At 71.5% G+C, this 19,870-nt stretch carries 25 protein-coding genes; 12 read left to right on the top strand and 13 right to left on the bottom strand.

Going from position 1 to position 19,870, the window contains the following annotated elements:
- Positions 1-7 precede the first annotated feature (7 nt).
- Positions 8-784: a hypothetical protein gene (locus E4P42_RS06490; RefSeq protein ID WP_167759380.1), complete on the top strand. Its 777-nt coding sequence runs from the start codon at positions 8-10 to the stop codon at positions 782-784.
- A gap of 8 nt (positions 785-792) precedes the next feature.
- On the opposite strand, the gene disA is transcribed toward E4P42_RS06490, so the two are convergent.
- The 3 genes from disA to E4P42_RS06475 all read right to left on the bottom strand — a co-directional run bounded on the left by disA (position 793) and on the right by E4P42_RS06475 (position 3,956).
- Positions 793-1,908: a DNA integrity scanning diadenylate cyclase DisA gene (disA, locus tag E4P42_RS06485; protein WP_135124230.1), complete on the bottom strand. Its 1,116-nt coding sequence runs from the start codon at positions 1,906-1,908 to the stop codon at positions 793-795.
- Positions 1,908-3,302 (bottom strand): DNA repair protein RadA, encoded by a 1,395-nt coding sequence (gene radA, locus E4P42_RS06480; RefSeq protein WP_135124228.1) that lies wholly within the window; start codon positions 3,300-3,302, stop codon positions 1,908-1,910. The genes disA and radA overlap by 1 nt, the downstream gene beginning before the upstream one ends.
- A gap of 69 nt (positions 3,303-3,371) precedes the next feature.
- Positions 3,372-3,956, bottom strand: a complete 585-nt coding sequence (locus E4P42_RS06475; RefSeq protein WP_135124226.1) for a hypothetical protein — start codon at positions 3,954-3,956, stop codon at positions 3,372-3,374.
- 345 nt (positions 3,957-4,301) lie between these two features.
- On the opposite strand from E4P42_RS06475, the gene carD reads away from it, so the two are divergent.
- From carD to rlmB, 5 genes are read left to right on the top strand one after another with little or no spacing between them, the layout of a single operon-like run.
- Positions 4,302-4,790, top strand: coding sequence for an RNA polymerase-binding transcription factor CarD (gene carD / locus E4P42_RS06470; protein ID WP_059093232.1), 489 nt, complete (start codon positions 4,302-4,304; stop codon positions 4,788-4,790).
- 12 nt (positions 4,791-4,802) lie between these two features.
- Entirely contained in the window at positions 4,803-5,468 is a 666-nt protein-coding gene (gene ispD, locus E4P42_RS06465) for a 2-C-methyl-D-erythritol 4-phosphate cytidylyltransferase (protein ID WP_135124224.1), read from the top strand.
- 7 nt (positions 5,469-5,475) lie between these two features.
- A complete protein-coding gene (gene ispF, locus E4P42_RS06460; protein WP_135124222.1) occupies positions 5,476-5,970 on the top strand; it encodes a 2-C-methyl-D-erythritol 2,4-cyclodiphosphate synthase in 495 nt (164 codons plus the stop codon).
- A gap of 11 nt (positions 5,971-5,981) precedes the next feature.
- Positions 5,982-7,424, top strand: coding sequence for a cysteine--tRNA ligase (gene cysS / locus E4P42_RS06455; protein WP_135124220.1), 1,443 nt, complete (start codon positions 5,982-5,984; stop codon positions 7,422-7,424).
- A gap of 2 nt (positions 7,425-7,426) precedes the next feature.
- Entirely contained in the window at positions 7,427-8,371 is a 945-nt protein-coding gene (rlmB, locus tag E4P42_RS06450; RefSeq protein WP_135124218.1) for a 23S rRNA (guanosine(2251)-2'-O)-methyltransferase RlmB, read from the top strand.
- A 3-nt stretch (positions 8,372-8,374) separates the two neighbouring features.
- Here the strand turns inward: rlmB and E4P42_RS06445 are convergent, their stop codons facing one another.
- A complete protein-coding gene (locus tag E4P42_RS06445) occupies positions 8,375-9,133 on the bottom strand; it encodes an SGNH/GDSL hydrolase family protein (RefSeq protein WP_135124389.1) in 759 nt (252 codons plus the stop codon).
- A 74-nt stretch (positions 9,134-9,207) separates the two neighbouring features.
- Complete coding sequence (locus tag E4P42_RS06440) at positions 9,208-10,428, bottom strand: SLC13 family permease (protein ID WP_209305711.1); 1,221 nt, start codon at positions 10,426-10,428, stop codon at positions 9,208-9,210.
- 117 nt (positions 10,429-10,545) lie between these two features.
- On the opposite strand from E4P42_RS06440, the gene E4P42_RS06435 reads away from it, so the two are divergent.
- On the top strand, positions 10,546-11,568 hold the full coding sequence (locus tag E4P42_RS06435; protein WP_135124214.1) for a glycerophosphodiester phosphodiesterase: 1,023 nt from the start codon (positions 10,546-10,548) through the stop codon (positions 11,566-11,568).
- A 1-nt stretch (position 11,569) separates the two neighbouring features.
- Here the strand turns inward: E4P42_RS06435 and E4P42_RS06430 are convergent, their stop codons facing one another.
- From E4P42_RS06430 to mrf, 3 genes are read right to left on the bottom strand one after another with little or no spacing between them, the layout of a single operon-like run.
- The gene (locus tag E4P42_RS06430; protein WP_135124212.1) at positions 11,570-12,490 is read right to left on the bottom strand and encodes an MBL fold metallo-hydrolase; all 921 of its coding nucleotides are present in this window, start codon (positions 12,488-12,490) and stop codon (positions 11,570-11,572) included.
- Positions 12,491-12,511: 21 nt separating this feature from the next.
- Positions 12,512-12,769, bottom strand: coding sequence for a type B 50S ribosomal protein L31 (locus E4P42_RS06425; RefSeq protein WP_135124210.1), 258 nt, complete (start codon positions 12,767-12,769; stop codon positions 12,512-12,514).
- Positions 12,770-13,963 carry a ribosome hibernation factor-recruiting GTPase MRF gene (mrf, locus tag E4P42_RS06420; protein ID WP_135124208.1) on the bottom strand — a complete coding sequence of 398 codons (1,194 nt, stop codon included), beginning with the start codon at positions 13,961-13,963 and terminating at the stop codon, positions 12,770-12,772. It lies immediately after the preceding gene.
- Positions 13,964-14,067: 104 nt separating this feature from the next.
- On the opposite strand from mrf, the gene rpmB reads away from it, so the two are divergent.
- The 4 genes from rpmB to rpsR are packed head-to-tail and all read left to right on the top strand — an operon-like array spanning position 14,068 to position 15,033.
- Positions 14,068-14,304, top strand: coding sequence for a 50S ribosomal protein L28 (rpmB, locus tag E4P42_RS06415; RefSeq protein ID WP_135124206.1), 237 nt, complete (start codon positions 14,068-14,070; stop codon positions 14,302-14,304).
- Positions 14,304-14,471 (top strand): 50S ribosomal protein L33, encoded by a 168-nt coding sequence (gene rpmG / locus E4P42_RS06410; protein WP_135124204.1) that lies wholly within the window; start codon positions 14,304-14,306, stop codon positions 14,469-14,471. The genes rpmB and rpmG overlap by 1 nt, the downstream gene beginning before the upstream one ends.
- Positions 14,471-14,776 carry a 30S ribosomal protein S14 gene (rpsN, locus tag E4P42_RS06405; protein ID WP_135124202.1) on the top strand — a complete coding sequence of 102 codons (306 nt, stop codon included), beginning with the start codon at positions 14,471-14,473 and terminating at the stop codon, positions 14,774-14,776. Before rpmG ends, rpsN begins: the two co-directional genes overlap by 1 nt.
- Positions 14,773-15,033: a 30S ribosomal protein S18 gene (rpsR, locus tag E4P42_RS06400; RefSeq protein ID WP_371286990.1), complete on the top strand. Its 261-nt coding sequence runs from the start codon at positions 14,773-14,775 to the stop codon at positions 15,031-15,033. The genes rpsN and rpsR overlap by 4 nt, the downstream gene beginning before the upstream one ends.
- Here the strand turns inward: rpsR and E4P42_RS06395 are convergent.
- The 3 genes from E4P42_RS06395 to E4P42_RS06385 all read right to left on the bottom strand — a co-directional run bounded on the left by E4P42_RS06395 (position 15,027) and on the right by E4P42_RS06385 (position 18,005).
- Positions 15,027-15,743, bottom strand: a complete 717-nt coding sequence (locus tag E4P42_RS06395; RefSeq protein WP_135124198.1) for a TIGR03943 family protein — start codon at positions 15,741-15,743, stop codon at positions 15,027-15,029. The genes rpsR and E4P42_RS06395 overlap by 7 nt on opposite strands.
- A complete protein-coding gene (locus tag E4P42_RS06390) occupies positions 15,740-16,738 on the bottom strand; it encodes a permease (protein ID WP_167759379.1) in 999 nt (332 codons plus the stop codon). The genes E4P42_RS06395 and E4P42_RS06390 overlap by 4 nt, the downstream gene beginning before the upstream one ends.
- 64 nt (positions 16,739-16,802) lie before the next feature.
- Positions 16,803-18,005, bottom strand: coding sequence for an MFS transporter (locus E4P42_RS06385; RefSeq protein WP_135124194.1), 1,203 nt, complete (start codon positions 18,003-18,005; stop codon positions 16,803-16,805).
- Between the two features lie 103 nt (positions 18,006-18,108).
- On the opposite strand from E4P42_RS06385, the gene E4P42_RS06380 reads away from it, so the two are divergent.
- Positions 18,109-18,429: a helix-turn-helix transcriptional regulator gene (locus E4P42_RS06380; protein WP_135124192.1), complete on the top strand. Its 321-nt coding sequence runs from the start codon at positions 18,109-18,111 to the stop codon at positions 18,427-18,429.
- On the opposite strand, the gene E4P42_RS06375 is transcribed toward E4P42_RS06380, so the two are convergent.
- Both E4P42_RS06375 and aztA read right to left on the bottom strand, forming a co-directional pair.
- Positions 18,422-19,186 (bottom strand): LamB/YcsF family protein, encoded by a 765-nt coding sequence (locus E4P42_RS06375; RefSeq protein ID WP_135124190.1) that lies wholly within the window; start codon positions 19,184-19,186, stop codon positions 18,422-18,424. The genes E4P42_RS06380 and E4P42_RS06375 overlap by 8 nt on opposite strands.
- Before the next feature lie 9 nt (positions 19,187-19,195).
- A complete protein-coding gene (aztA, locus tag E4P42_RS06370) occupies positions 19,196-19,828 on the bottom strand; it encodes a zinc ABC transporter ATP-binding protein AztA (protein ID WP_245233907.1) in 633 nt (210 codons plus the stop codon).
- Between the last annotated feature and the right edge of the window lie 42 nt (positions 19,829-19,870).

Below are 19,870 nucleotides of genomic sequence, written 5' to 3'. Positions count from 1 at the left end.
TGGTCGTGTGCTGGATCTCGAACCGCAAGGCCCACTGCCTTCGCAGATTTACTGGCGCCGCAGGGCGCTCGCCATGGGCATCGCGGTGGTGGTCGTCGGCATCGTCGCCGCGGTGGTGTTGATGGTGGTCAGCGGCGGGTCCGGCGCCGAGACCAAGAACGCCGCAGAGCAGTCCGAACCCGCGGCCCCGGCCCCGACCCCGCTGCCCGGGGAGAACCCCGAGGTCAAAACCCCGATCGTGCCGGCGCCGCAGCAGGTGCCGCCGCCCACCCCGACGCCCACCGCGGCGGTCACCCCTCCGCCGGTGCTGCAGGAGGGTGACGACTGCCCCGATTCGACGCTGGCCGTCAAGGGCATCACCAGCCAGCCCGAGTACGTCGTCGGCGATCAGCCGAAGTTCACGATGGTCGTCACCAACATCGGCCTGGTGGCGTGCAAGCGCGACGTCGGCGCCGCGGTGCTCGCCGCCTATGTGTACTCGCTGGACAACACCCGGCTGTGGTCCAACCTGGACTGCGCGCCGAGCAACGAGACGCTGGTCAAGACCTTCGCCCCCGGTGAGCAGGTGACCACCGAGGTGACCTGGACCGGTATGGGTTCGGCGCCGCAGTGCCCGCTGCCGCGCGAGCCGATCGGCGCCGGGACCTACAACCTGATCGTCCAGCTCGGGAACCTGCGTTCAGCACCCGTGCCGTTCATCCTGGCTCAGGCCGCCCCGCCCGGGCAGGCCCCGGCGCCGGGAGCTCCCGGTGTGCCGCCGCCCGCGGCGCCCGGGGTGGGCTGACCGCCCGATCAGGCCAGCCGGTCGGCGATGGTCGACTCGGCGAGCAGTGACAGACCTTCGCGGATGTGGCGCGCCCACATCGAGCCGATGCCCTCGACGGACTGCAGATCGTCGGCGCTGGCGGCCAGCAGCCCCTGTAGTGAGCCGAACGACCGGACCAGCAGGTCGACGTGGGCGAACTGCAGGCGGGGGATGCCTGCCATGGCGCGGTAGCCGCGGGAACTCATCGCCGAGTCCTGCGCCTCGAGCGTGGACGGGTAGCCGAACACCCGGGCCAGCGTGGTGAAGTCGAGCAGCTCGTTGTCCGACAGCGTGTCGAGCTCCTCGAGCGTGGCGCTCACCTGCGCGGCGGTCGGGGGGTCGGGGTTGGCGTGGTAGTCGCGCACGATCAGTTCGCGCGCGGTCTCGTTGTCGCCGACGAGTTCCTCGAGCTGCAGTTTGAGCTGGCGGCCGTCGGTGCCGAGTTCAACGACGTCGGCGTCGATCTCCAGGCTGATCCGCCGGACCATCTCGAGGCGCTGCACCACGGTCATCACGTCGCGCAGCGTCACGAAGTCCTCGATCTCGGCGGTCGACAGCTGGCGGCTGACCTCGTCGAGGCGGGACTTGTAGCGCTCGAGCGTCGCGACGGTCTGGTTGGCCCGCGACAGGATGGTCGGGGTGTCGGGCACCACGTGGCGTTCGCCGGCGACGTAGACGGTGACGATGCTCATCGAGTGGCTGACCGAGATGACCGGGTAACCGGTCTGGATCGCGGTGCGCTCCGCCGAGCGGTGCCGGGTGCCGGACTCGTCGGTGGGGATCGAGGGATCGGGGACCAGTTGCACATTGGCGCGCAGGATGCGGGTGCCGTCGCTGGACAGCACCACCGCCCCGTCCATCTTCGACAGCTCGCGCAGCCGGGTGGGCGCGTAGCGGACGTCGAGTTCGAACCCGCCGTCGCAGATGGCCTCGACGCTGTCGTCGTAGCCGAGCACGATCAGCGCGCCGGTGCGGCCGCGCAGGATCCGCTCCAGACCGTCGCGCAGAGGCGTCCCGGGGGCCAACCGGCCCAGCGTCTCGCGCAGCGTCGGACGGGCCAGCGCGACGACCGTACGGGCCGTCCTGGCGGTCTTCACGGCCATCATTCCTCCTGCGCTCGGCCGTCATTGTGGGCGATGCTGCGCATCACCTGCAACGCCGACCGGATGTTGTCGGCCGTGACCACCCGCAGTCCGGTCGGCGCCGAGGTGCTGCCGGGCGGGACGATAGCGGTGGTGAAGCCCAGCCGGGCGGCTTCTGCCAATCGCCGGTCCATCCCCGTGACCCGGCGCAGGTCACCGGCCAGCCCCACCTCACCGATCGCCAGCGAATCGGCGGGCATCGCCAGATCCCAGCGCGCCGACGCGATGGCCAGCGCGACGGCCAGATCCGACGACGGATCGGTCAACCGCATCCCCCCGACGGTCGACAGGTACAGATCGCGCGAGGCGACGCCGATGTTGGCGTGCCGGTCGAGCACCGCGGCGATCATCGGCGCCCTGGCCGAATCGATGCCGCTGACCGCGCGGCGCGGATAGGGACCGGTCTGCTCGTTGCCGACCAGTGCCTGCACCTCGCCGATCAGCGGCCGCTTGCCGTCCAGCGTCACGGTCACCGCGGTGCCGGGCACCGGGCTGGTGCGCTGGTCGCGGAAGAGCCCCGACGGATCGGCGACACATTCGATCCCGTTGTCGTGCAACTGAAAACAACCCACCTCGTCGGCCGCGCCGAAGCGGTTCTTCACCCCGCGCACCATCCGCAGCGGTGAGGTGCGCTCGCCCTCGAAGTGCAGCACCACGTCGACGAGGTGTTCCAGCGAGCGCGGCCCGGCGATCGCGCCGTCCTTGGTGACGTGCCCGACGAGCACCATCGCCACCCCGGTGGTCTTGGCCGCCATGGTCAGCGCCGTGGTGACCGCGCGCACCTGGGTGACGCCACCGGGCACGCCGTCGGATTCGGTGGTCGACATGGTCTGCACCGAGTCGACCACCACGAGGCTGGCCCGCACGGCGTCGATGTGGCCGAGTGCGGTCGGCAGATCGGATTCCGCGCCCAGGTACAGCTCGTCGTGTGTGCAGCCGGTGCGCTCGGCGCGCAGCCGGACCTGACCGGCGGATTCCTCACCGGTCAGGTACAGCGCGCGGCGGCCGGAGCGGGCCCAGCGGTGACAGACCTCGAGCAGCAGGGTGGATTTCCCGACCCCGGGATCACCGGCGAGCAGCGTCACCGACCCGGGCACCAGCCCGCCGCCGAGCACCCGGTCGAGTTCGCTCACTCCGGTCGCGTCGTGGCGGGTGCGGCCGGGGTCGATGCTGCTGATCGGCACGGCGGGGGAGGTGGGCGCCACCGATCGTCGCGCCGGGGAGCCGGACACCGCGGACAGCACGGCGACCTCTTCGACGGTCCCCCAGGTGCCGCAGTCGGGGCAGCGGCCGACCCATTTGGCGGTGACGTGCCTGCACTCCGAACAGCGGTAGGACGAGCGCGCTTTGGCCACGGGACGACGGTATCGGTCGGCGCCGACAGTGGGGTGCGGGTGGGCGCTGCGCGCCCGCGTGTCGCGGGGTCAGTGACCGCCGGAGTGTTCGCCCGAGGGCGCGGAGTGCCCGCCGTCATCGCGGCGCGGGGCCTCGCCTGCGGAGATCGGCACCTGCACGGTGACGTCACCGCTGCGCTGGAACGTGAACGTGAACGGGTAGGTCAGCCCGTTGGTGATCGGCTCGGTCAGCGTGATGTCCGCGGTCAGCGGGGAGGCGGGTTCGACACTCTCCAGTGCGGCGGTCTGACCGTCGGGCTCGCCGGCGACGAGCACCCCGGTCGGGGCGATCTCGGTGTCGCCGCGCAGCGGCACCGAACCGATCTCCGAGCGGATCGACACCAGCCGGTCCGGCTGGTCGGGGGACTCGTTGGTCGCGGTGAACAGCAACTCCGCCTCGGTGCCCGGGCGAACGTAGTCGGACTCCTGCGGCGCGCGGATGTGGACGTTGCGCAACGAGATCGTGCCCACCCCGGCGTTGACGCCGTTGACCGCAGGCGCCTGAGTGGCCGTCTGGGAGATCTGACCTGCGCCGCAGGCGGTGAGGGCCAGGGCCAGCCCGGCGGCCGCCAGCCCGGAGGTGACGGCAGAAGCGCGCGTACTGAAGCGGTTCACACAAGCCTCCTGCAGGGGGTTGCCCAGCTGTCGATCCGGGAGTTCGACTATGCACAGTAGTAGGTCGACGCGGCGGGCGGCCACGGTGGTCCGCACGGCAAAGTCGCCCGGTGTCCGAGAGGGGTCCCCGAAGGTGTCCCGATGGGCGCCGCGGGACGGTGAACCGGTGTGGCGAATCGGTGTCCGGCGGTGTGGCGCGGCGGGACACCGGCAACCGCGCGGTTGCACGGATTCGCCGCCCTGTCAACCCTTGATCTTCATCCGCAGTGCCCCTGACCTGCACCGTTGATCCGCACGTGTCGGGGCCGCGTGTTAGCATGGACACGTGAAAGGGGCTCGAAACTGATGATTTTCAAGGTCGGAGACACCGTTGTTTACCCACATCACGGTGCTGCGTTGATCGAAGCGATCGAAACCCGAACCATCAAAGGCGAGCAGAAGGAATACCTCGTCTTGAAGGTCGCCCAAGGCGATCTCACAGTTCGAGTGCCCGCCGATAACGCCGAATACGTCGGTGTGCGTGATGTGGTCGGACAGGAAGGTCTCGACAAGGTTTTCCAGGTGTTGCGCGCCCCCCACACGGAGGAGCCCACCAACTGGTCCCGCCGCTACAAGGCCAACCTCGAGAAGCTGGCCTCCGGTGACGTGAACAAGGTGGCCGAGGTCGTGCGCGACCTGTGGCGCCGCGATCAGGAACGCGGCCTGTCCGCGGGCGAGAAGCGCATGCTGGCCAAGGCCCGGCAGATCCTCGTCGGTGAGCTCGCGCTGGCCGAGAACACCGACGACGAGAAGGCCACGATCATTCTCGATGAGGCACTCGCCGCCGCGTCCTAGACCGGACGCGGTATGACGACAGTGGCCGTCGTCCCGGCCGCGGGATCCGGTCAACGGCTCGCGGCCGGTGCGCCCAAAGCCTTCGTCACTCTGGGTGGGCGCCCCATGCTCGAACGCGCCATCGCCGGTCTGCGTGACTCCGGCGTGGTCGACGCCGTCGTGATCGCGGTGCCGCCGAGTCGCACCGACGAGGCCAAGCTCGTGTTCGGCGGCGAGGCCGTCGTCGTCGCGGGCGGCGCCGACCGGACCGAATCGGTCGGGTTGGCGCTGGCTGCGGCCGGCGAGGCCGAGTTCGTGCTGGTGCACGACGCGGCCCGCGCCCTCACCCCGCCGGCGCTGATCGTGCGTGTGGTCGAGGCGCTGCGTGCCGGGCACACCGCGGTGGTGCCCGCACTTCCGGTGGCCGACACCATCAAGGCGGTCGACGCCAACGGCGCGGTGCTCGGCACCCCCGAACGCGCCGGCCTGCGCGCCGTGCAGACGCCGCAGGGTTTCCACACCGAGGTGTTGCGCCGTGCCTACGGTCATGCGCACGAGGGCGGTTTCACCGACGACGCGTCGATGGTCGAACGCATCGGCGGTCAGGTGCAGGTCGTCGAAGGCGATCCGCTCGCATTCAAGATCACCACCCCGCTGGACCTGGTGCTCGCCGAGGCGATCCTGTCCGGTGCGGTATGACTGCGCTGTGACACTGCCGCGTATCGGACTCGGATCCGACGTCCACCCGATCGAACCGGGCCGGCCGTGCTGGCTGCTCGGCCTGCGCTTCGACGGCGCCGACGGGTGCGCCGGCCACTCCGACGGGGACGTCGCCGCGCATGCGCTGTGCGATGCGCTGCTGTCCGCGGCCGGACTCGGTGACCTCGGTGAGGTGTTCGGCACCGGACGGCCGGAGTGGGACGGCGTCAGCGGCGCCGACATGCTGCGGCACGTGCGGGGGCTGCTCGACGGCGCCGGACTGCAGGTGGGCAACGCAGCCGTCCAGGTGATCGGCAACCGCCCCAAGGTGGGGCCGCGCCGGGCCGAGGCGCAGCAGGTGCTCTCCGATCTGGTCGGTGCGCCGGTGTCGGTGTCGGCGACGACCACCGACGGACTCGGGCTGACCGGACGCGGTGAGGGGCTGGCCGCGATCGCCACCGCGCTCGTGGTCGATGCGGGAGAACCGCGAACAGGCCGGTAGGCTGGCACGTCGTGACCGATCGCGCAGATGCGGCCCGGTCGGCGGAGCCGACGGGTCTGCGGCTCTACGACACCATGACCGGTGCCGTGCGCGACTTCGTGCCGGTGCGGCCGGGCCACGCGTCGATCTACCTCTGCGGCGCGACCGTGCAGGGCCTGCCCCACATCGGGCACGTGCGCAGCGGGGTGGCGTTCGACGTGCTGCGTCGCTGGTTGACCGCCAAGGGTTTCGACGTCGCGTTCATCCGCAACGTCACCGACATCGACGACAAGATCCTCACCAAGGCTGCCGATGCCGGCCGGCCGTGGTGGGAGTGGGCCGCCACCTACGAGCGGGCGTTCAGCGCCGCCTACGACGCGCTCGGGGTGCTGCCGCCGTCGGCCGAACCCCGCGCCACCGGCCACATCACCCAGATGGTCGAGCTCATCGAGCGCCTGATCGACCGCGGCCACGCCTACGCCAGCGGCGGTGACGTCTACTTCGACGTGCTCAGCGCCACCGACTACGGCGCGCTGTCCGGGCACCGCATCGACGACGTGCATCAGGGGGAGGGCGTCGCGACCGGGAAGCGCGACCAGCGCGACTTCACGCTGTGGAAAGGCGCCAAACCCGGTGAGCCGTCGTGGCCGACCCCGTGGGGCCGCGGCCGACCCGGCTGGCACACCGAATGCGTGGCGATGTGCGAGGCGTACCTCGGCGACACCTTCGACATCCACGCCGGCGGCATGGACCTGGTCTTCCCGCACCACGAGAACGAGGTGGCACAGGCGGTGGCCGCCGGTGACGGGTTCGCCCGCTACTGGCTGCACAACGGCTGGGTGACCATGGGCGGCGAGAAGATGAGCAAATCGCTGGGCAACGTGCTGTCGATCCCGGCCGTGCTGTCGCGGGTGCGGGCCGCCGAACTGCGGTACTACCTCGGCAGCGCGCATTACCGCTCCATGCTCGAGTTCTCCGAAACGGCCCTGCAGGATGCGGTCAAGGCCTACAGCGGTGTGGAGGACTTCCTGCACCGGGTCCGCAACCGCGTCGGCGCGGTGGTGCCCGGCCAGTGGACGCCGCGCTTCGAGGCCGCCCTCGACGACGACCTCGCGGTGCCGATCGCGCTGGCCGAGGTGCACGCCGCCCGCGCGGAGGGCAACCGGGCGCTGGACTCCGGCGACCACGACACGGCGATGACCCAGGCCCGGTCGATCCGGGCGATGATGGGCATCCTCGGTTGCGATCCGCTCGACGAGCGGTGGGAGTCGCGCGATGAGGCGTCGGCGGCACTGGCCGCGGTCGACGTGCTCGTGCAGTGGGCGCTGACCAGCCGCACCGAGGCCCGGGCGCGGCGCGACTGGACCACCGCAGATCAGATCCGCGACCGGCTCAAAGAGGCCGGTATCGAGGTCACCGACACCGCCGACGGGCCCCAGTGGGCGCTGATCGACGGCGACAGCAAGGACGCGTAGCGATGGCCGGCAACTCCAGACGCCGCGGCGCGGTGCGTAAAGAGGGCACCAAGAAGGGACCGACCGTCGGTTCCGGAGGGGTGCGCCGGCGCGGCCTGGAAGGCCGGGGGGCGACCCCGCCCGCGCATATGCGGCCCAACCACCCGGCCGCCAAGCGGGCGGCGAAGGCGGCCAAGGTCGCCCAGCGCCGCCCGCCGCGCAAGACCGACGAGACCGAGCTCGTGCTCGGCCGCAACCCCGTGGTGGAGTGTCTGCGCGCCGGAGTCCCGGCGAGCGCGCTCTACGTCGCGCTGGGCGCCGAGGCCGACGAGCGGGTCACCGAGTCGGTGCAGATCGCCGCCGACAGCGGGCTGCCCATCCTCGAGGTGCCGCGACTCGACCTGGACCGGATGACGTCCAACGCGCTGCACCAGGGGCTGGCCCTGCAGGTGCCGCCGTACGACTACGCCCACCCCGACGATCTGCTGACCGCGGCGAAAGCCGATGGCGCCCCGGCACTTCTGGTGGCGCTGGACAACATCTCCGATCCACGCAACCTCGGGGCCATCGTGCGCTCGGCGGCCGCGTTCGGCGGGCACGGTGTGGTGATCCCCGCCCGGCGCTCGGCGTCGGTGACCGCGGTGGCGTGGCGGACCAGCGCCGGTGCGGCCGCGCGCCTACCGGTGGCGCGGGCGACGAACCTCAATCGCACGCTCAAGAGTTGGGCCGACGCCGGCCTGCAGGTGATCGGGCTGGACGCCGGCGGCGACACCATGCTCGACGAACTCGACGCGTCCGGACCGGTGGTCGTGGTCGTCGGATCGGAGGGCAAGGGGCTCTCGCGGCTGGTGCGCGAGAACTGTGACGCCGTGGTCTCGATCCCGATGGCCGGGCCCACCGAATCGCTGAACGCGTCGGTGGCCGCCGGGGTGGTGCTGGCCGAGATCGCCCGCCAGCGCCGCGGATAGCCGTCAGACCACGTCCACCCACGTGGTGGATTTGGGGTCGACACCGGTGCCGGGTGTGATGCGGCGCAGCCGGCGGACCGCCCAGGGCACCGCGAACGACGCCGCCCAGCGCAGATTCTCGCCCGTGGTGGCGCGGGTGGCGGGCGCGGCGAGGAACCGCTCGGTGCGCGTCCGGAGCCCGGCGCCGGGCAGCGCGTCGAGCACTCGGGCGGCCATCACCTCGTGCCCCAGCGGGGAAAGGTGCACGCGGTCGTGGTCCCACAGCCGGGGATCGCGGAACTCGTCGAAGCGCCAGAAGTCGATCAGCCCGATGCCCAGGTCGTCGGTGATGGCCCGCAGCAGTTCGTTGTAAATGGCCGCGCGCCCCCGCAGCCCGCGGAACAGCGGTTTGGCGCCGAGGTCGGGGGCGGTGAAGGCGAGCACGGTGGCGCCCGTCTGCTGCAGCGATTTCAGGCCGTCGGCGTAGCTGGACATCATCGCGTCGACGTCGATGGTCAGCGCCATCAGGTCGTTCATCCCGGCGTAGATCGTGACGAGGTCGGGTTCGAGCAGGGCGGCGGCGGGCACCTGGTCGGTCACGATGTCGGCCATCGTGCGTCCGCGTACCGCGAAGTTGGCGTAGCGGAAGCCGTCGACGTCGCGGGCGAGGCGCGCCGCCAGCCGGTCGGCCCAGCCGCGGACGCCGTTGAGACTGTGCGCATGTGGGTCACCGATGCCCTCGGTGAAGGAATCCCCCAGCGCGACGTATCTGCGCAGCGACACCACGGGTCAATTCTGCCCAGCGCCGGGGCGATTCGCTCGCCGCGCCGCCGGACGGGTCGATGAACGCTCGCGAGTCAGGAGTTGAACAGCTGGAGGCCTGCCCACAAACCGGTCACCGCCGCCACCAGGGTCAGCGGCACCGTGCCCGCCCCCACGGCGCTGAAACGCAGTGCGCCGCTGGGGACGTCGGAGCCGCGCACGGCGTCGCGCCACAGCAGGTTGGCCAGCGACCCGACGTAGGTGAGGTTCGGGCCCACGTTGACCCCGATCAGCACCGCGAGCACCGCACCCGGGCCGGCCGCCGAGACCAGCGGCAGCAGCACCAGGACCGCGGGCAGGTTGTTGACGACGTTGGAGAGCAACGCCGCGACGGCGGCGATGCCCAGCAATGCTGCCAGGCTGTCGCCGGCGGGCAGCACCTCGCGCATCACGTCGTCGAGTCCGTGCCGCATGACCGCGTCGACCACGACCCCGAGGCACAGCACGAACACCAGGAACGGCACGTTGGCCGCGGACACGATGCCGCGCACCGTGCTCTCCCGCCGGCGCAACCCGCGCGCGGCGAGCATCACCACACCGGCCAGTGCCGCCCACGCCGGGGACAGCCCGACCGCCGACGTCGCGGCGAATCCGGCCAGGGTGAGGCCGAGCACGACGAGCACGAACACCGGCACCTCCACCTCCGGCAGCGGCTGTGCCGGCTGCGGTGTGGCGGCCAGGTCGCGGGCGAACATGCCGCGCAGCGTCAGGTATTCGCCGAGCATCGCGGCCAGCCACGGCAGCGCCATGAGCGCCGCGAAGTGCCCGAACGACAGGCCCGCTGCGGTGAACGCCAGCAGATTGGTCAGATTCGACACCGGCAACAGCAGCGACGCGCTGTTGGCCAGATGCGCGGTGGCGTAGGCGTAGGGCGCGGCGGGAATCGACAGGGTGCGGGCGGTGGCCAGCACCACGGGGGTGAGCAGGACGACGGTCGCGTCGAGGCTCAGGACCGCGGTGGTGGCGGCGGCCAGCGCGAACACGATCAACAGCAGCCGTCGCGGATCCCCGCCGCCGGCGCGGGCCATCAGCACACCGGCCGCGTGGAACAACCCTTCGTCGTCACACAGTTGGGCCAGCACCAGCACCGCGGCGAGGAACCCGACCACCGGGGCCAGCCGCGCCGCCTCGGCGGCCGCATCGGACAGCGAGATCACGCCGGTGGCGACCAGCAGCCCCGCGGCCGGGACGGCGGCCACCGCCTCAGGCCATCCGCGCGGACGCACCAGGGCGAACGTCAGCACGACAGCGAGCATCAGCAGGGCGAGGAGCACCCAGGGGTCCTTTCCACCAGCCGAACATCCGATGACGAATCGACGCGCGGCCCGTCGCCCGCCTGCTGCAGCCTGACCCGCTCGCTAACCTCACCCATCATGCGCCGACTCCTGTCGATCCTCACCCTGGCCACCGGGCTGGCCACCGTGTCCCCGGTACCGCCCGCCGGCGCCCAATCCGCATCGTTCGACCTGCAGTCGCACCGCGGCGGGCGGGGCGAGACCACCGAGGAGTCGCTGCGGGCGTTCGCCAAGTCGCTGGAACTCGGCGTGAGCACCCTGGAACTCGACATCGTGCTGACCCGCGACAACCAGCCGCTGGTGTGGCACGACCCGCGAATCGATCCGGCCAAGTGCGCCGACACCGCGCCGGCGTTCCCGGGCGATCCGCTGTACCCGTACGTCGGCAAGCTGGTCCGCGAGCTCACCCTCGAACAGGTGCGCACGTTGGACTGCGGGAAGCTGCTGCCCGGGTATCCGGACGCTGAGGTGGTGGCGGGCAACCGCATCGCGGTGCTCCCCGAGGTGTTCGCGCTCGCCGACTCCTACGGCGCGGACACCGTGCGCTACAACATCGAGACCAAGGTGGAGGCGGACAAACCCGAACAATCCGCTGCGCCAGAGGAGTTCGTCGACGTGATCCTGGCCGCCGTGCGGCAGGCCGGCAAGCTCGACCGCGTCGAGATCCAGAGCTTCGACTGGCGCACGTTACCGATGGTGGCCGCGGCGGCGCCGGGGGTGCCGCTGGTCGCGCTGTGGGACGACACCACCTGGGTGCCCGGCTCGCCGTGGCTGGCCGGGGTGGACCCCGCCGTCGTCGAGGACCCGATCATGGGCGCGGTCAGCGTGGGCGCGGACATCGTGTCGCCGGGCTACTCGGTGCCCTACGGGCAGACGCCCGCCGATCCGGGTTTCCGGCTGGTGGCCGACCGCGAATTCGTGGCCCGCGCGCACGAGCACGGGTTCACGGTGATCCCGTGGACGATCAACGACGCGGCCGCGATGCGAGCCCAGATCGAGGCGGGCGCCGACGGGATCATCACCGACTACCCGACGCGCCTGCGGGCGGTGATGGCCGAGCTCGGCATGCCGTTGCCGCCGGCCCATCACCGCATCGGCTGAGTCAGCGCCACGGGTCCTCACGCCGCCACAGCGCGGGAAGGTGCAGCGCCACACCGTCTTCGGCGGCCAGCCGGCGCAGCGACCGCATCGTGACGTCGAGATCGTCACCGGCGTAGGGCAGCGCGCGCAACGGGCGGTGCAGGGGCCGGAAGAAGTCGTCCCAGTGGATCAGCACCACCCGGCGGGCGCCGACGGTGCGAACGGTCTCGCGCCAGTACGCGTCCAGGTACTCCGGCGGCTGCACACCCAGTTGACCGACGCCGAGGTACACCACCTCGGCGCGGTGCCCGGTCAGCGCGCCGGGCCGGTATCCGGCGCTGCCCACCACCAGCAGCGTGGCGCCGCTGCCGCGGTGGTTGACCTGCACCGACCAGGCTTCGCCGCACCGGTAGGCCGAGGCGCGCGCCGGCGGGACGACGGGGCGGCTGATCCCACCCGGGAATCGGTCGGGCGGGCAGTGCCCGGAGTCGACCAGCGTCACGTCGTATCCGCCCAGCGTCAGGGGTTTTCCCGGGGTGACGGTGCGGATCCGGTCCTCGGGTAGTCCGTGGCCGCGCCCGATCTGGGCGGCCGAGCTCCCGCCGACGAGGGTGGCGCCGGTGCGCTCGGCGACCAGCGCGGAATCGAGTGCGTGGTCGAAGTGGGTGTGCACGGGCAGCACCGCGTCGAGGCGGTCGACGCCGAGCCGGGCGAGGCAGCCGTCGACGCGGGCGGGGTCGGGGGCGATGCGGCGCAGGCCCACCCGCAGCAGGTCCGGGCGGGAGAAGAAGCCGTCGGTCATGACCGCCGACGCGCCGTCGTCGACCAGCAGGGTGGTGACGCCGGCCCAGGTGACGGTGACCGGTGATTGCGTGGTGGCCGCGGGCACGTCGACATGCCCGGCGTAGTCACGCAGGTCGGGGCGTCCGGGGCGCAGGCGCATTCGACCACTGTAGGGCGACGGTCAGCGGCCCCGGCCGTAGCGGCGGCGGAACTTCTCGACCTGACCGGCGGTGTCGAGGGTCCGGCGCGACCCGGTCCAGAACGGGTGGGACGCCGAGCTGACGTCGACCACCACGAGCGGGTACGTACGCACGCCGTCGGGGGTCTCCCACTCGATGGTGCGGGAGCTGGTGATCGTGGAGCGGGTCAGGACCTTGTCGCCGGTGAGCGCGTCCTGGAAGACGACGGGGTGGTAGTCGGGGTGGATCCCGGGCTTCATCTATGAATCTCCTTGTCGGCGTTCACCATTAGTGCGGTCGTCGACCTTGTCGAGGTCGTCGCACGGGTCTTCGTGCCAGTCGCCGAACGGGTCGTCGTAGTGCGGCCAGTCCTGCGGCCGCGCCATCTCCTCGTCGGTGAGCAGGGCGCCGGTCAGCGCCCGGGTGATGATGTCGGGATCGGCGCCGCAGACCAGCGCGGTCATCGCGATGTGGCGGTCGCCGAATCTGTCGTCCCAGGTCAGCGCGGCCAGCGCGATCCGCTCCGGAGCGGCGTAGGCGCGCTGGTTGGGCGGCAGCGCCGCCAGCCAGTCCCCGGCGTGGCCAACCTGGAGGCCACCGCCGGCCGACTCGATCCACACCACCGCGTCGGGCTGGCTGGCCAGCCACGCCCGGCCGCGGATGCGCACCACTCCGTCGAGCAGGTCGTCGATGGCGTGGTGCAGGCGCAGCGGGTGAAACGGCCGGTCGGCGTTGAACTCGACGAGGGCGACGTCGCCGTCGGGTTGCAGTGGGGGTTCGCCCGCGAGCAGCGGGTCGTGCGGATTGTGCTCGCGGCCCCGGCGGGCGTCGGGTTCGAGGTGAGCCAGCGCGGTCTCGAGCCGGTCGGTGCCGACGGTGATCCGGGCGCGCGGGGAGAGGCGGCGCAGCACCGACAGGGTCCTGCGGTCGGGTTCGGTGAGCACGAGGACGTCGGCGAACTCTGCCTGACCGACGACCACCTGCGCGGCGGTGCGCTGGTCGTTGAGTTCCTCGTCGCCGATCGCCTGCGCCAGCCACCGGCCGGTGTCGACGGTGGTCACCACGGCCTCCAGCGAGACGTCGCGGCTGGCCGGGCCGTCGATGTAGCCGGGGCCGACGTGTACGGCCACGTTCTCGATCGCCCAGCAGACGGGTTCGGGTTCCAGCCACGGCGCCAGATGCACGACGATGCGGCTCACGTCGTCGCGGCGGTGCAGGCGGCGCAGCAGGATCAGCAGGTCGTTGCGGGTGGTGCATCCGATGCAGCAGTTGGTCAGCTCGAGCGGCCACTCCGAAACGTGCACCTGGTCATCGCGGCGCATGCTGACGGCGCGTACCACCACCTGGCCGTCGAATCGGTGGGTGACCACCACGGTGCCCGGCGTAGTCAACAGCACGTCGCACACCCCGTTGGACTGTCCCTGACCGGTCACGACGACCGCCGGTGTCCGCATCACACCTCCAGCTATCGACAACGATTTTCACCTGACTGGCCGCCTACGCTACAGTCTCGAATCACAGTTGTCGAAAACGATTGTCATAAACGCTAAGGAGGGACATGTCCGCGCACTGCCAGGTCACGGGCGCCTCGCCGGGGTTCGGTAACCGGGTGTCACACTCGCACCGCCGCACGCGGCGCCGGTGGAACCCCAACATCCAACGCAAGACCTACTTCGTGCCCTCCGAGGGCCGCCGTGTCACGCTGCGGGTCAGCGCCAAGGGCATCAAGGTCATCGACCGCGACGGCATCGACGCCGTGGTGGCGCGGTTGCGGGCCCGAGGGGAGAAGCTCTGATGGCCAAGGCCACCGACGTCCGTCCGGTCGTGAAACTCAGATCCACCGCGGGCACCGGCTACACCTACGTCACCCGCAAGAACCGGCGCAACGATCCCGACCGGCTGGTGCTCAAGAAATACGACCCCGTGGTGCGCCGCCACGTCGACTTCCGGGAGGAACGCTGATGGCCACCAAGGCCAAGATCGCCCGCAACGAGCGCAGGAAGGTGCTCGTCGAGCGCTACGCCGAGCGTCGGGCCGAACTCAAGCGGATCATCCGCGACCCGGCGGGCAGCGTCGAGCAGCAGGCCGCGGCAGTCACTGCGCTGCAACGTCTTCCGCGCGACTCGAGCCCGGTGCGGGTGCGCAACCGGGATTCGGTCGACGGCCGCCCCCGCGGACACCTGCGCAAGTTCGGCCTGTCGCGGGTGCGGGTGCGCCAGTACGCGCACCGCGGTGAGCTGCCCGGCGTGCGGAAGTCGAGTTGGTGATGGCGAAGAAGAGCCCGAAACGGCGCACCCCGGTCAAGGGGCCGGCCAAGCAGAAGCGCAATCCACTGGCCGTAAGGGGCGTCACGACGATCGACTATAAGGACACCGCGCTGCTGCGCACATTCATCTCCGAGCGCGGCAAGATCCGCTCCCGCCGGGTCACCGGGCTCACCCCGCAGCAGCAGCGGCAGGTCGCCACCGCGATCCGCAACGCGCGTGAGATGGCGTTGCTGCCGTTCGTCGAACGGCGTCAGTAGGCGTAGGTGTTTGCGGGCGGTTCGATCCGCTGCACCCGCGAGACCTCGAGCACCGGAACGGTGCGGCGCGATGGAACACCCTGTCCCGCAGGCACGCTGCCCTCCAGCCGCACCCAGGCACCGTCCGGCAGGTCCGCGGCCGCGCCTGCGGCCGGACCCCCGAGGCGGATGCGGGCCAGCTGGGCGTCGGCCGCGCAGCACAGGATCACGACGCGGCCCAGATCGGTGCGGCCGCCGTCGTCGATGGTGAACCCGGTGACGCTGACCGTCCGGCCGTCGAGGGTGCCGGCGGAGTCCTGCGCGATGCGGACCAGCAATTCGGGCAGGGCCAGCTCGGGGGCGGGTCCGGGCGGCAGCGGCGGGAACGGCCGGCGCAGCACGTCCGTCGACACCTCGCTCACGGTGGGCCGGGCGGTCTGCGGCCCGATCGCGGGCGGGACGACGAACGCCAGCAGCGCGACCGGGACCAGCAGCAGCCACACCACACCGGACCGATGCCGATGGCCGTCGTCCGCGTCGTCGGGGGCGCCGCCGCGGCGGATGTCGCGCGCGATCGACACCAGCGCCAACGCGATCAGCACCCCGGCCGAAACCAGCAGCCACGGCTGCAACCCCGGCTTGACGTAGCGGGTGAACGCGCCGCTGATCGTGATCAGCGCGGTGCTGACCCCGACCAGCAACAGCAGGGCATTCTGGGTCTCCCGGCTCACCGCGCCCCGATCATCAGCAGGCCCACTGCGGTCGCGACCGACGTCGCGACCACGAACGTCACCGGGGCGAAGCGGACCGCGAACGCCTGGCCGAACATGCCTGCCTGCATCGCGAAAAGTTTGACGTCGACGGCGGGACCGACGACCAGGAACACCAGCCTCGGCAGCAGCGGCAGCATCGACAGGCTGGCCGCGACGAAGGCGTCGGCCTCCGAACACAGCGCCAGGATCACCGCGAGCAGCGCCATGACCGCGATGCCCAGGACCAGCTGACCCGCTAGGTGTTCGTACACCCAGGAGGGGACCAGCACGTGCAGCGCGGCCGCCGCGGCCGCGCCGATCACCAGATATGAAGCGGCTTGCAGAAAGTCGTGCCGGGCCGCTTCGGTGAACACGGCCCAGCGCGGGCCGTCGGCGGCGTGCGTGTGCGGCATCGAGCGGGTGATCCACCGCGGCTGCCCGAACCGCGCCCACAGCGCGCCCATGATCAGCGCGGTCGCCAGCGACGCCACACACCGTGCCGCCACCAACTGCGGTGCACCGGGGAACGCGACCGCGGTGGCCACCAGCACCACAGGGTTGATGGCCGGTGCGGCGAGCATGAAGGTCAGCGCCGCGGCGCCCACGGCGCCATCGCCGAACAGTCGCCGCGCGATCGGCACGGAGCCGCATTCGCAGCCGGGCAGCGCGGCACCGCCGACGCCGGCGGTCAGGATCGCCGCGGCCGGGCGCCGGGGCAGCCAGCGGGCCAGCCGGTCCGGCGTCACGAACGCGGCGACCGCTCCGCTGATCACGACGCCGAGCGCCAGGAACGGCAGTGCCTGAACGAAAATGCCGCAGAACACTGTTGCGGCGGTGGCGATCTCACGGTTGCCGACGACTGCCGTCCGCATGGTGGCACCGGCCAGCGCCAGCCCGACGACCGCGGCGACGAGGACGAGCATCGAGCCGGGCCGCCGCCGCTGCAGAGCCGTCCCGACCGCCACGGCGGTCATTGTGCCAGCCGCACGAAAGACCGACAGCTCCCGGCTGATCCGCTACGAACTCACCGAAGAAGCGTCAGCCGCGCGCTGAGGCCCGCATGCTGCGCAGCCCGGCGCCCGCGGCGCCGAGGCAGGCCGCGGCGACCGTGCCGGCGAACCACGGGAACACCGCCGCGAGGTCCCACTGTGTGGCCGCCCACCCGGCGACCAGGGTCGGCACCGCCATCGCCGAGTACGCCAGTAGGTAGAACGCCGACATGGTCTCGCCGCGCCGGCCGGCGGGCACCACGTCGGACAGGTGCCGCAGCGATCCGCCGAAGCCGAGGCCGAACGTGACGCCGAGCAGCGCCGCGGCCACGAACACCAGCTGCCACTGATGGGTCAGCAGCACGGGGATCGTGAGCAGCAGCGACGCCGCCATTCCGACGTCGCCGATCACCGCCGAGTAGCGGGCGGGCACCCGGGTGGTGGCGAGTTGGGCGAGCGCGGCGGCGAACGCCGTGGTGCCGACGACGGCGCCGCCGAAGACGAGGTTGTCGATGTGGGTCTGCCGGGCGGCCAGCGACGGGTACAGCGACAGCAGCACGCCGAGCACCGACCACGACGCCATGGCGCCGAGGGCCGAGAACCAGAAGTCGCCGCGGATCTCCTGCGGGACCGCGGGCCTGGCGATGCGGATCGGGCCGCGGGTGCGGGCGGTGTGCGGTTCGCGCAGGGCCAGCACGCCGGCGCCGACCACCAGGCAGATCACCGCGACCACCGCGTACGGCGTGCGCAGCGGATGCGGTGCGTACTGGGCGAGTAAGGCCGATCCGATGATCGCCACGGTCATGCCGATGTTGAAGCTCGCGCCGCTGAGCTGACCGGAGCGCACCCCGTGGTCGGGCCTCAGGTCGAGCAGGGCGGCCGCGCCGGCGACCACGATCGAGCCGACCGCGGCGCCGTGGATGGTGCGGGCCACCAGCAGCAGGGCCATGTTGTCCGCGATGAGGAAGACGCCGAGCCCGACCACCAGTGCGGCCAGCGCGCCCAGCAGCACCGGCTTGCGGCCCACGATGTCGGAGATCTTCCCGGAGATCAGGACCGCGGCGAGCGCGGCGATCGCGTAGACGGCGAAGACGATGGTGGTGGCCAGCGGCGACAGGTGCCAGTTGGCCTCGTAGATGCTGTAGAGCGGGGCGGGCAGCCCGGACACCCCGAGTGCGACACCGCTGAGCACCAGCAGCAGGGGATAGGCCCAGCGCTGCGTCCCAGCCGTCGATCGGTCCAGCGCGACCATGGCAGCGGCACCCCCGGTCGAGTAGTTTGACGGACATCGAACCAGACCGAGCGTACGCTGGGTTTGACGATCATCAAACCTTGCGTGACGAAGGGCACTTCCCATGGCGGACGACGTACTGCTCGACGGCCGAGTCGGGCCGGTGCAGCAGGTGCTGGGCGCACTGCACGATCCCGTGCGCCTCGAGGTGGTCCGCCGGCTCTACAACGCCGGCACACCGCTGCAGTGCGGAGCGCTCTACGACGGCATCAACAAATCGACCGCCACCCACCACTTCAGAATCCTGCGCGAGGCCGGGATCATCGAGCGGTTGGTCATCGACGGCCTCACCCACCAGCGGTTGCGGCGCGACGACGTGGACGCGGCCATCCCCGGCCTGCTGGACAGCGTGGTGCGCAGCGCCAACGCGCAGACGGTCAGCTGAACGGCGCCGGCGTCACACCCGCGGCGGTCAGCCGGTCCCGCACCGCCGCCGCGATCTGCACCGCGCCGGGCGAATCCCCGTGTACGCACACCGATTCCACCTCCACGTCGATCGCGGTGCCGTCGACCGCGGTGACGCGGCCGGTGGTGACCATCGCGATCACCCGTTCGGCGATCTCGTCCACGTCGTGCAGCACGGCGCCGGCTTCCCGACGGGACACCAGGGTGCCGTCGGGCCGGTAGGCCCGGTCGGCGAACGCCTCGGCCACCGTGCGCAGACCGAGTTCGCGCGCCTCGTCGAAGAACACCGATCCCGCGAGCCCGAGCACGGGCAGCGACGGGTCGACGGCGTGCACGGCGTGGGCGACCGCGCGGGCCTGCTCGCGGTGGGCGACAATCGTGTTGTACAGCGCACCATGGGGTTTGACGTAGGACACCGCGGTTCCGGCGGCGTGCGCCAGCGCGGACAGCGCACCGATCTGGTACATCACGTCGGCGGTCAGGTCCTCGGGCGTGGCGTCGATGAACCGTCTGCCGAACCCGGCGAGATCGCGGTAGCTGACCTGCGCGCCGATCCGGACGCCGCGGTCGGCGGCGGCCCGGCACACACGGGCCAGCCCCGCGGGGTGGCCGGCGTGGAACCCGCACGCCACGTTGGCGGAGGTGACGATCGCCAGCATGGCGTCGTCGTCGCCGAGTGTCCACACGCCGAAGCCCTCGCCGAGATCGGCGTTGAGGTCGACGGACACCGCGGACACGGGGCCAGCCTATGCCCGGACGGTCGTGTCCAGGTCGATGCGGTGGTCGGCGGCCCGCACCACCTCGGCGTCATGGGTGGCGGCGACCACCGTGGTGCCCGACTCGGCGAGCCGGCGCAGATGTGAGATCACCAGCGCGCCCGTCGCGGCGTCGAGTCCGGTGGTGGGTTCGTCGAGCAGCACCAGCGGCGCCTCCTGGGCGAACGCCTGCGCGAGCAGGACACGCTGACGCTGCCCGCCGGAGAGTTCCCCCAGTGTGCGGCCCCGTAATTCGGCGAGTCCCAGTTCGGCGAGCCAGTGGTCGACGACGGCGCGGTCGGCCGCCTTCGGCCGCCGCAGCAGTCCGAGTCGCCGCCAGCGGCCCATCATGACCGCCTCGGCCGCGGTGATCGGGAACGTGTCGGTGACCTCACTGCGCTGCACGGCGAACGCGATGTCGTCGGTGGGCACCCGCACGTCACCGCGGTCGGGACGCAACACACCGGCGAGCAGCCCCAGCAGGGTCGACTTGCCCGAACCATTCGAGCCGACCAGCGCTGTGACGGCACCGGGGGTGATGGACAGCGTCACGCCGTCGAACACCGGCGTCCGGGCATAGCCGAACCCGACGCCGGTCACGGCGATCGGTGCGGTGACTGCCATCACTTTGTTGAAAATGAGTTTCATTACTGCTAAGAGTGTACG

It is taken from the genome of Mycobacterium sp. PS03-16, assembly GCF_004570325.1.
In the GTDB taxonomy this organism is placed as follows: Bacteria; Actinomycetota; Actinomycetes; order Mycobacteriales; family Mycobacteriaceae; genus Mycobacterium.
Note: the sequence above shows the minus strand (reverse complement) of the source record. Positions and strands in the feature narration are given on the sequence as shown.

What these genes read in the sequence shown, in the direction of transcription:
- disA (WP_135124230.1), bottom strand. Translation starts at nt 1,908, where the DNA reads ATGGCCGTGAAGACCGCCAGGACGGCCCGTACGGTCGTCGCGCTGGCC.
- carD (WP_059093232.1), top strand. Translation starts at nt 4,302, where the DNA reads ATGATTTTCAAGGTCGGAGACACCGTTGTTTACCCACATCACGGTGCT.
- ispD (WP_135124224.1), top strand. Translation starts at nt 4,803, where the DNA reads ATGACGACAGTGGCCGTCGTCCCGGCCGCGGGATCCGGTCAACGGCTC.
- rlmB (WP_135124218.1), top strand. Translation starts at nt 7,427, where the DNA reads ATGGCCGGCAACTCCAGACGCCGCGGCGCGGTGCGTAAAGAGGGCACC.
- E4P42_RS06440 (WP_209305711.1), bottom strand. Translation starts at nt 10,428, where the DNA reads ATGCTCGCTGTCGTGCTGACGTTCGCCCTGGTGCGTCCGCGCGGATGG.
- E4P42_RS06435 (WP_135124214.1), top strand. Translation starts at nt 10,546, where the DNA reads ATGCGCCGACTCCTGTCGATCCTCACCCTGGCCACCGGGCTGGCCACC.
- E4P42_RS06430 (WP_135124212.1), bottom strand. Translation starts at nt 12,490, where the DNA reads ATGCGCCTGCGCCCCGGACGCCCCGACCTGCGTGACTACGCCGGGCAT.
- E4P42_RS06425 (WP_135124210.1), bottom strand. Translation starts at nt 12,769, where the DNA reads ATGAAGCCCGGGATCCACCCCGACTACCACCCCGTCGTCTTCCAGGAC.
- mrf (WP_135124208.1), bottom strand. Translation starts at nt 13,963, where the DNA reads ATGCGGACACCGGCGGTCGTCGTGACCGGTCAGGGACAGTCCAACGGG.
- rpmB (WP_135124206.1), top strand. Translation starts at nt 14,068, where the DNA reads ATGTCCGCGCACTGCCAGGTCACGGGCGCCTCGCCGGGGTTCGGTAAC.
- rpmG (WP_135124204.1), top strand. Translation starts at nt 14,304, where the DNA reads ATGGCCAAGGCCACCGACGTCCGTCCGGTCGTGAAACTCAGATCCACC.
- rpsN (WP_135124202.1), top strand. Translation starts at nt 14,471, where the DNA reads ATGGCCACCAAGGCCAAGATCGCCCGCAACGAGCGCAGGAAGGTGCTC.
- E4P42_RS06390 (WP_167759379.1), bottom strand. Translation starts at nt 16,738, where the DNA reads ATGACCGCCGTGGCGGTCGGGACGGCTCTGCAGCGGCGGCGGCCCGGC.
- E4P42_RS06385 (WP_135124194.1), bottom strand. Translation starts at nt 18,005, where the DNA reads ATGGTCGCGCTGGACCGATCGACGGCTGGGACGCAGCGCTGGGCCTAT.
- E4P42_RS06380 (WP_135124192.1), top strand. Translation starts at nt 18,109, where the DNA reads ATGGCGGACGACGTACTGCTCGACGGCCGAGTCGGGCCGGTGCAGCAG.
- aztA (WP_245233907.1), bottom strand. Translation starts at nt 19,828, where the DNA reads ATGGCAGTCACCGCACCGATCGCCGTGACCGGCGTCGGGTTCGGCTAT.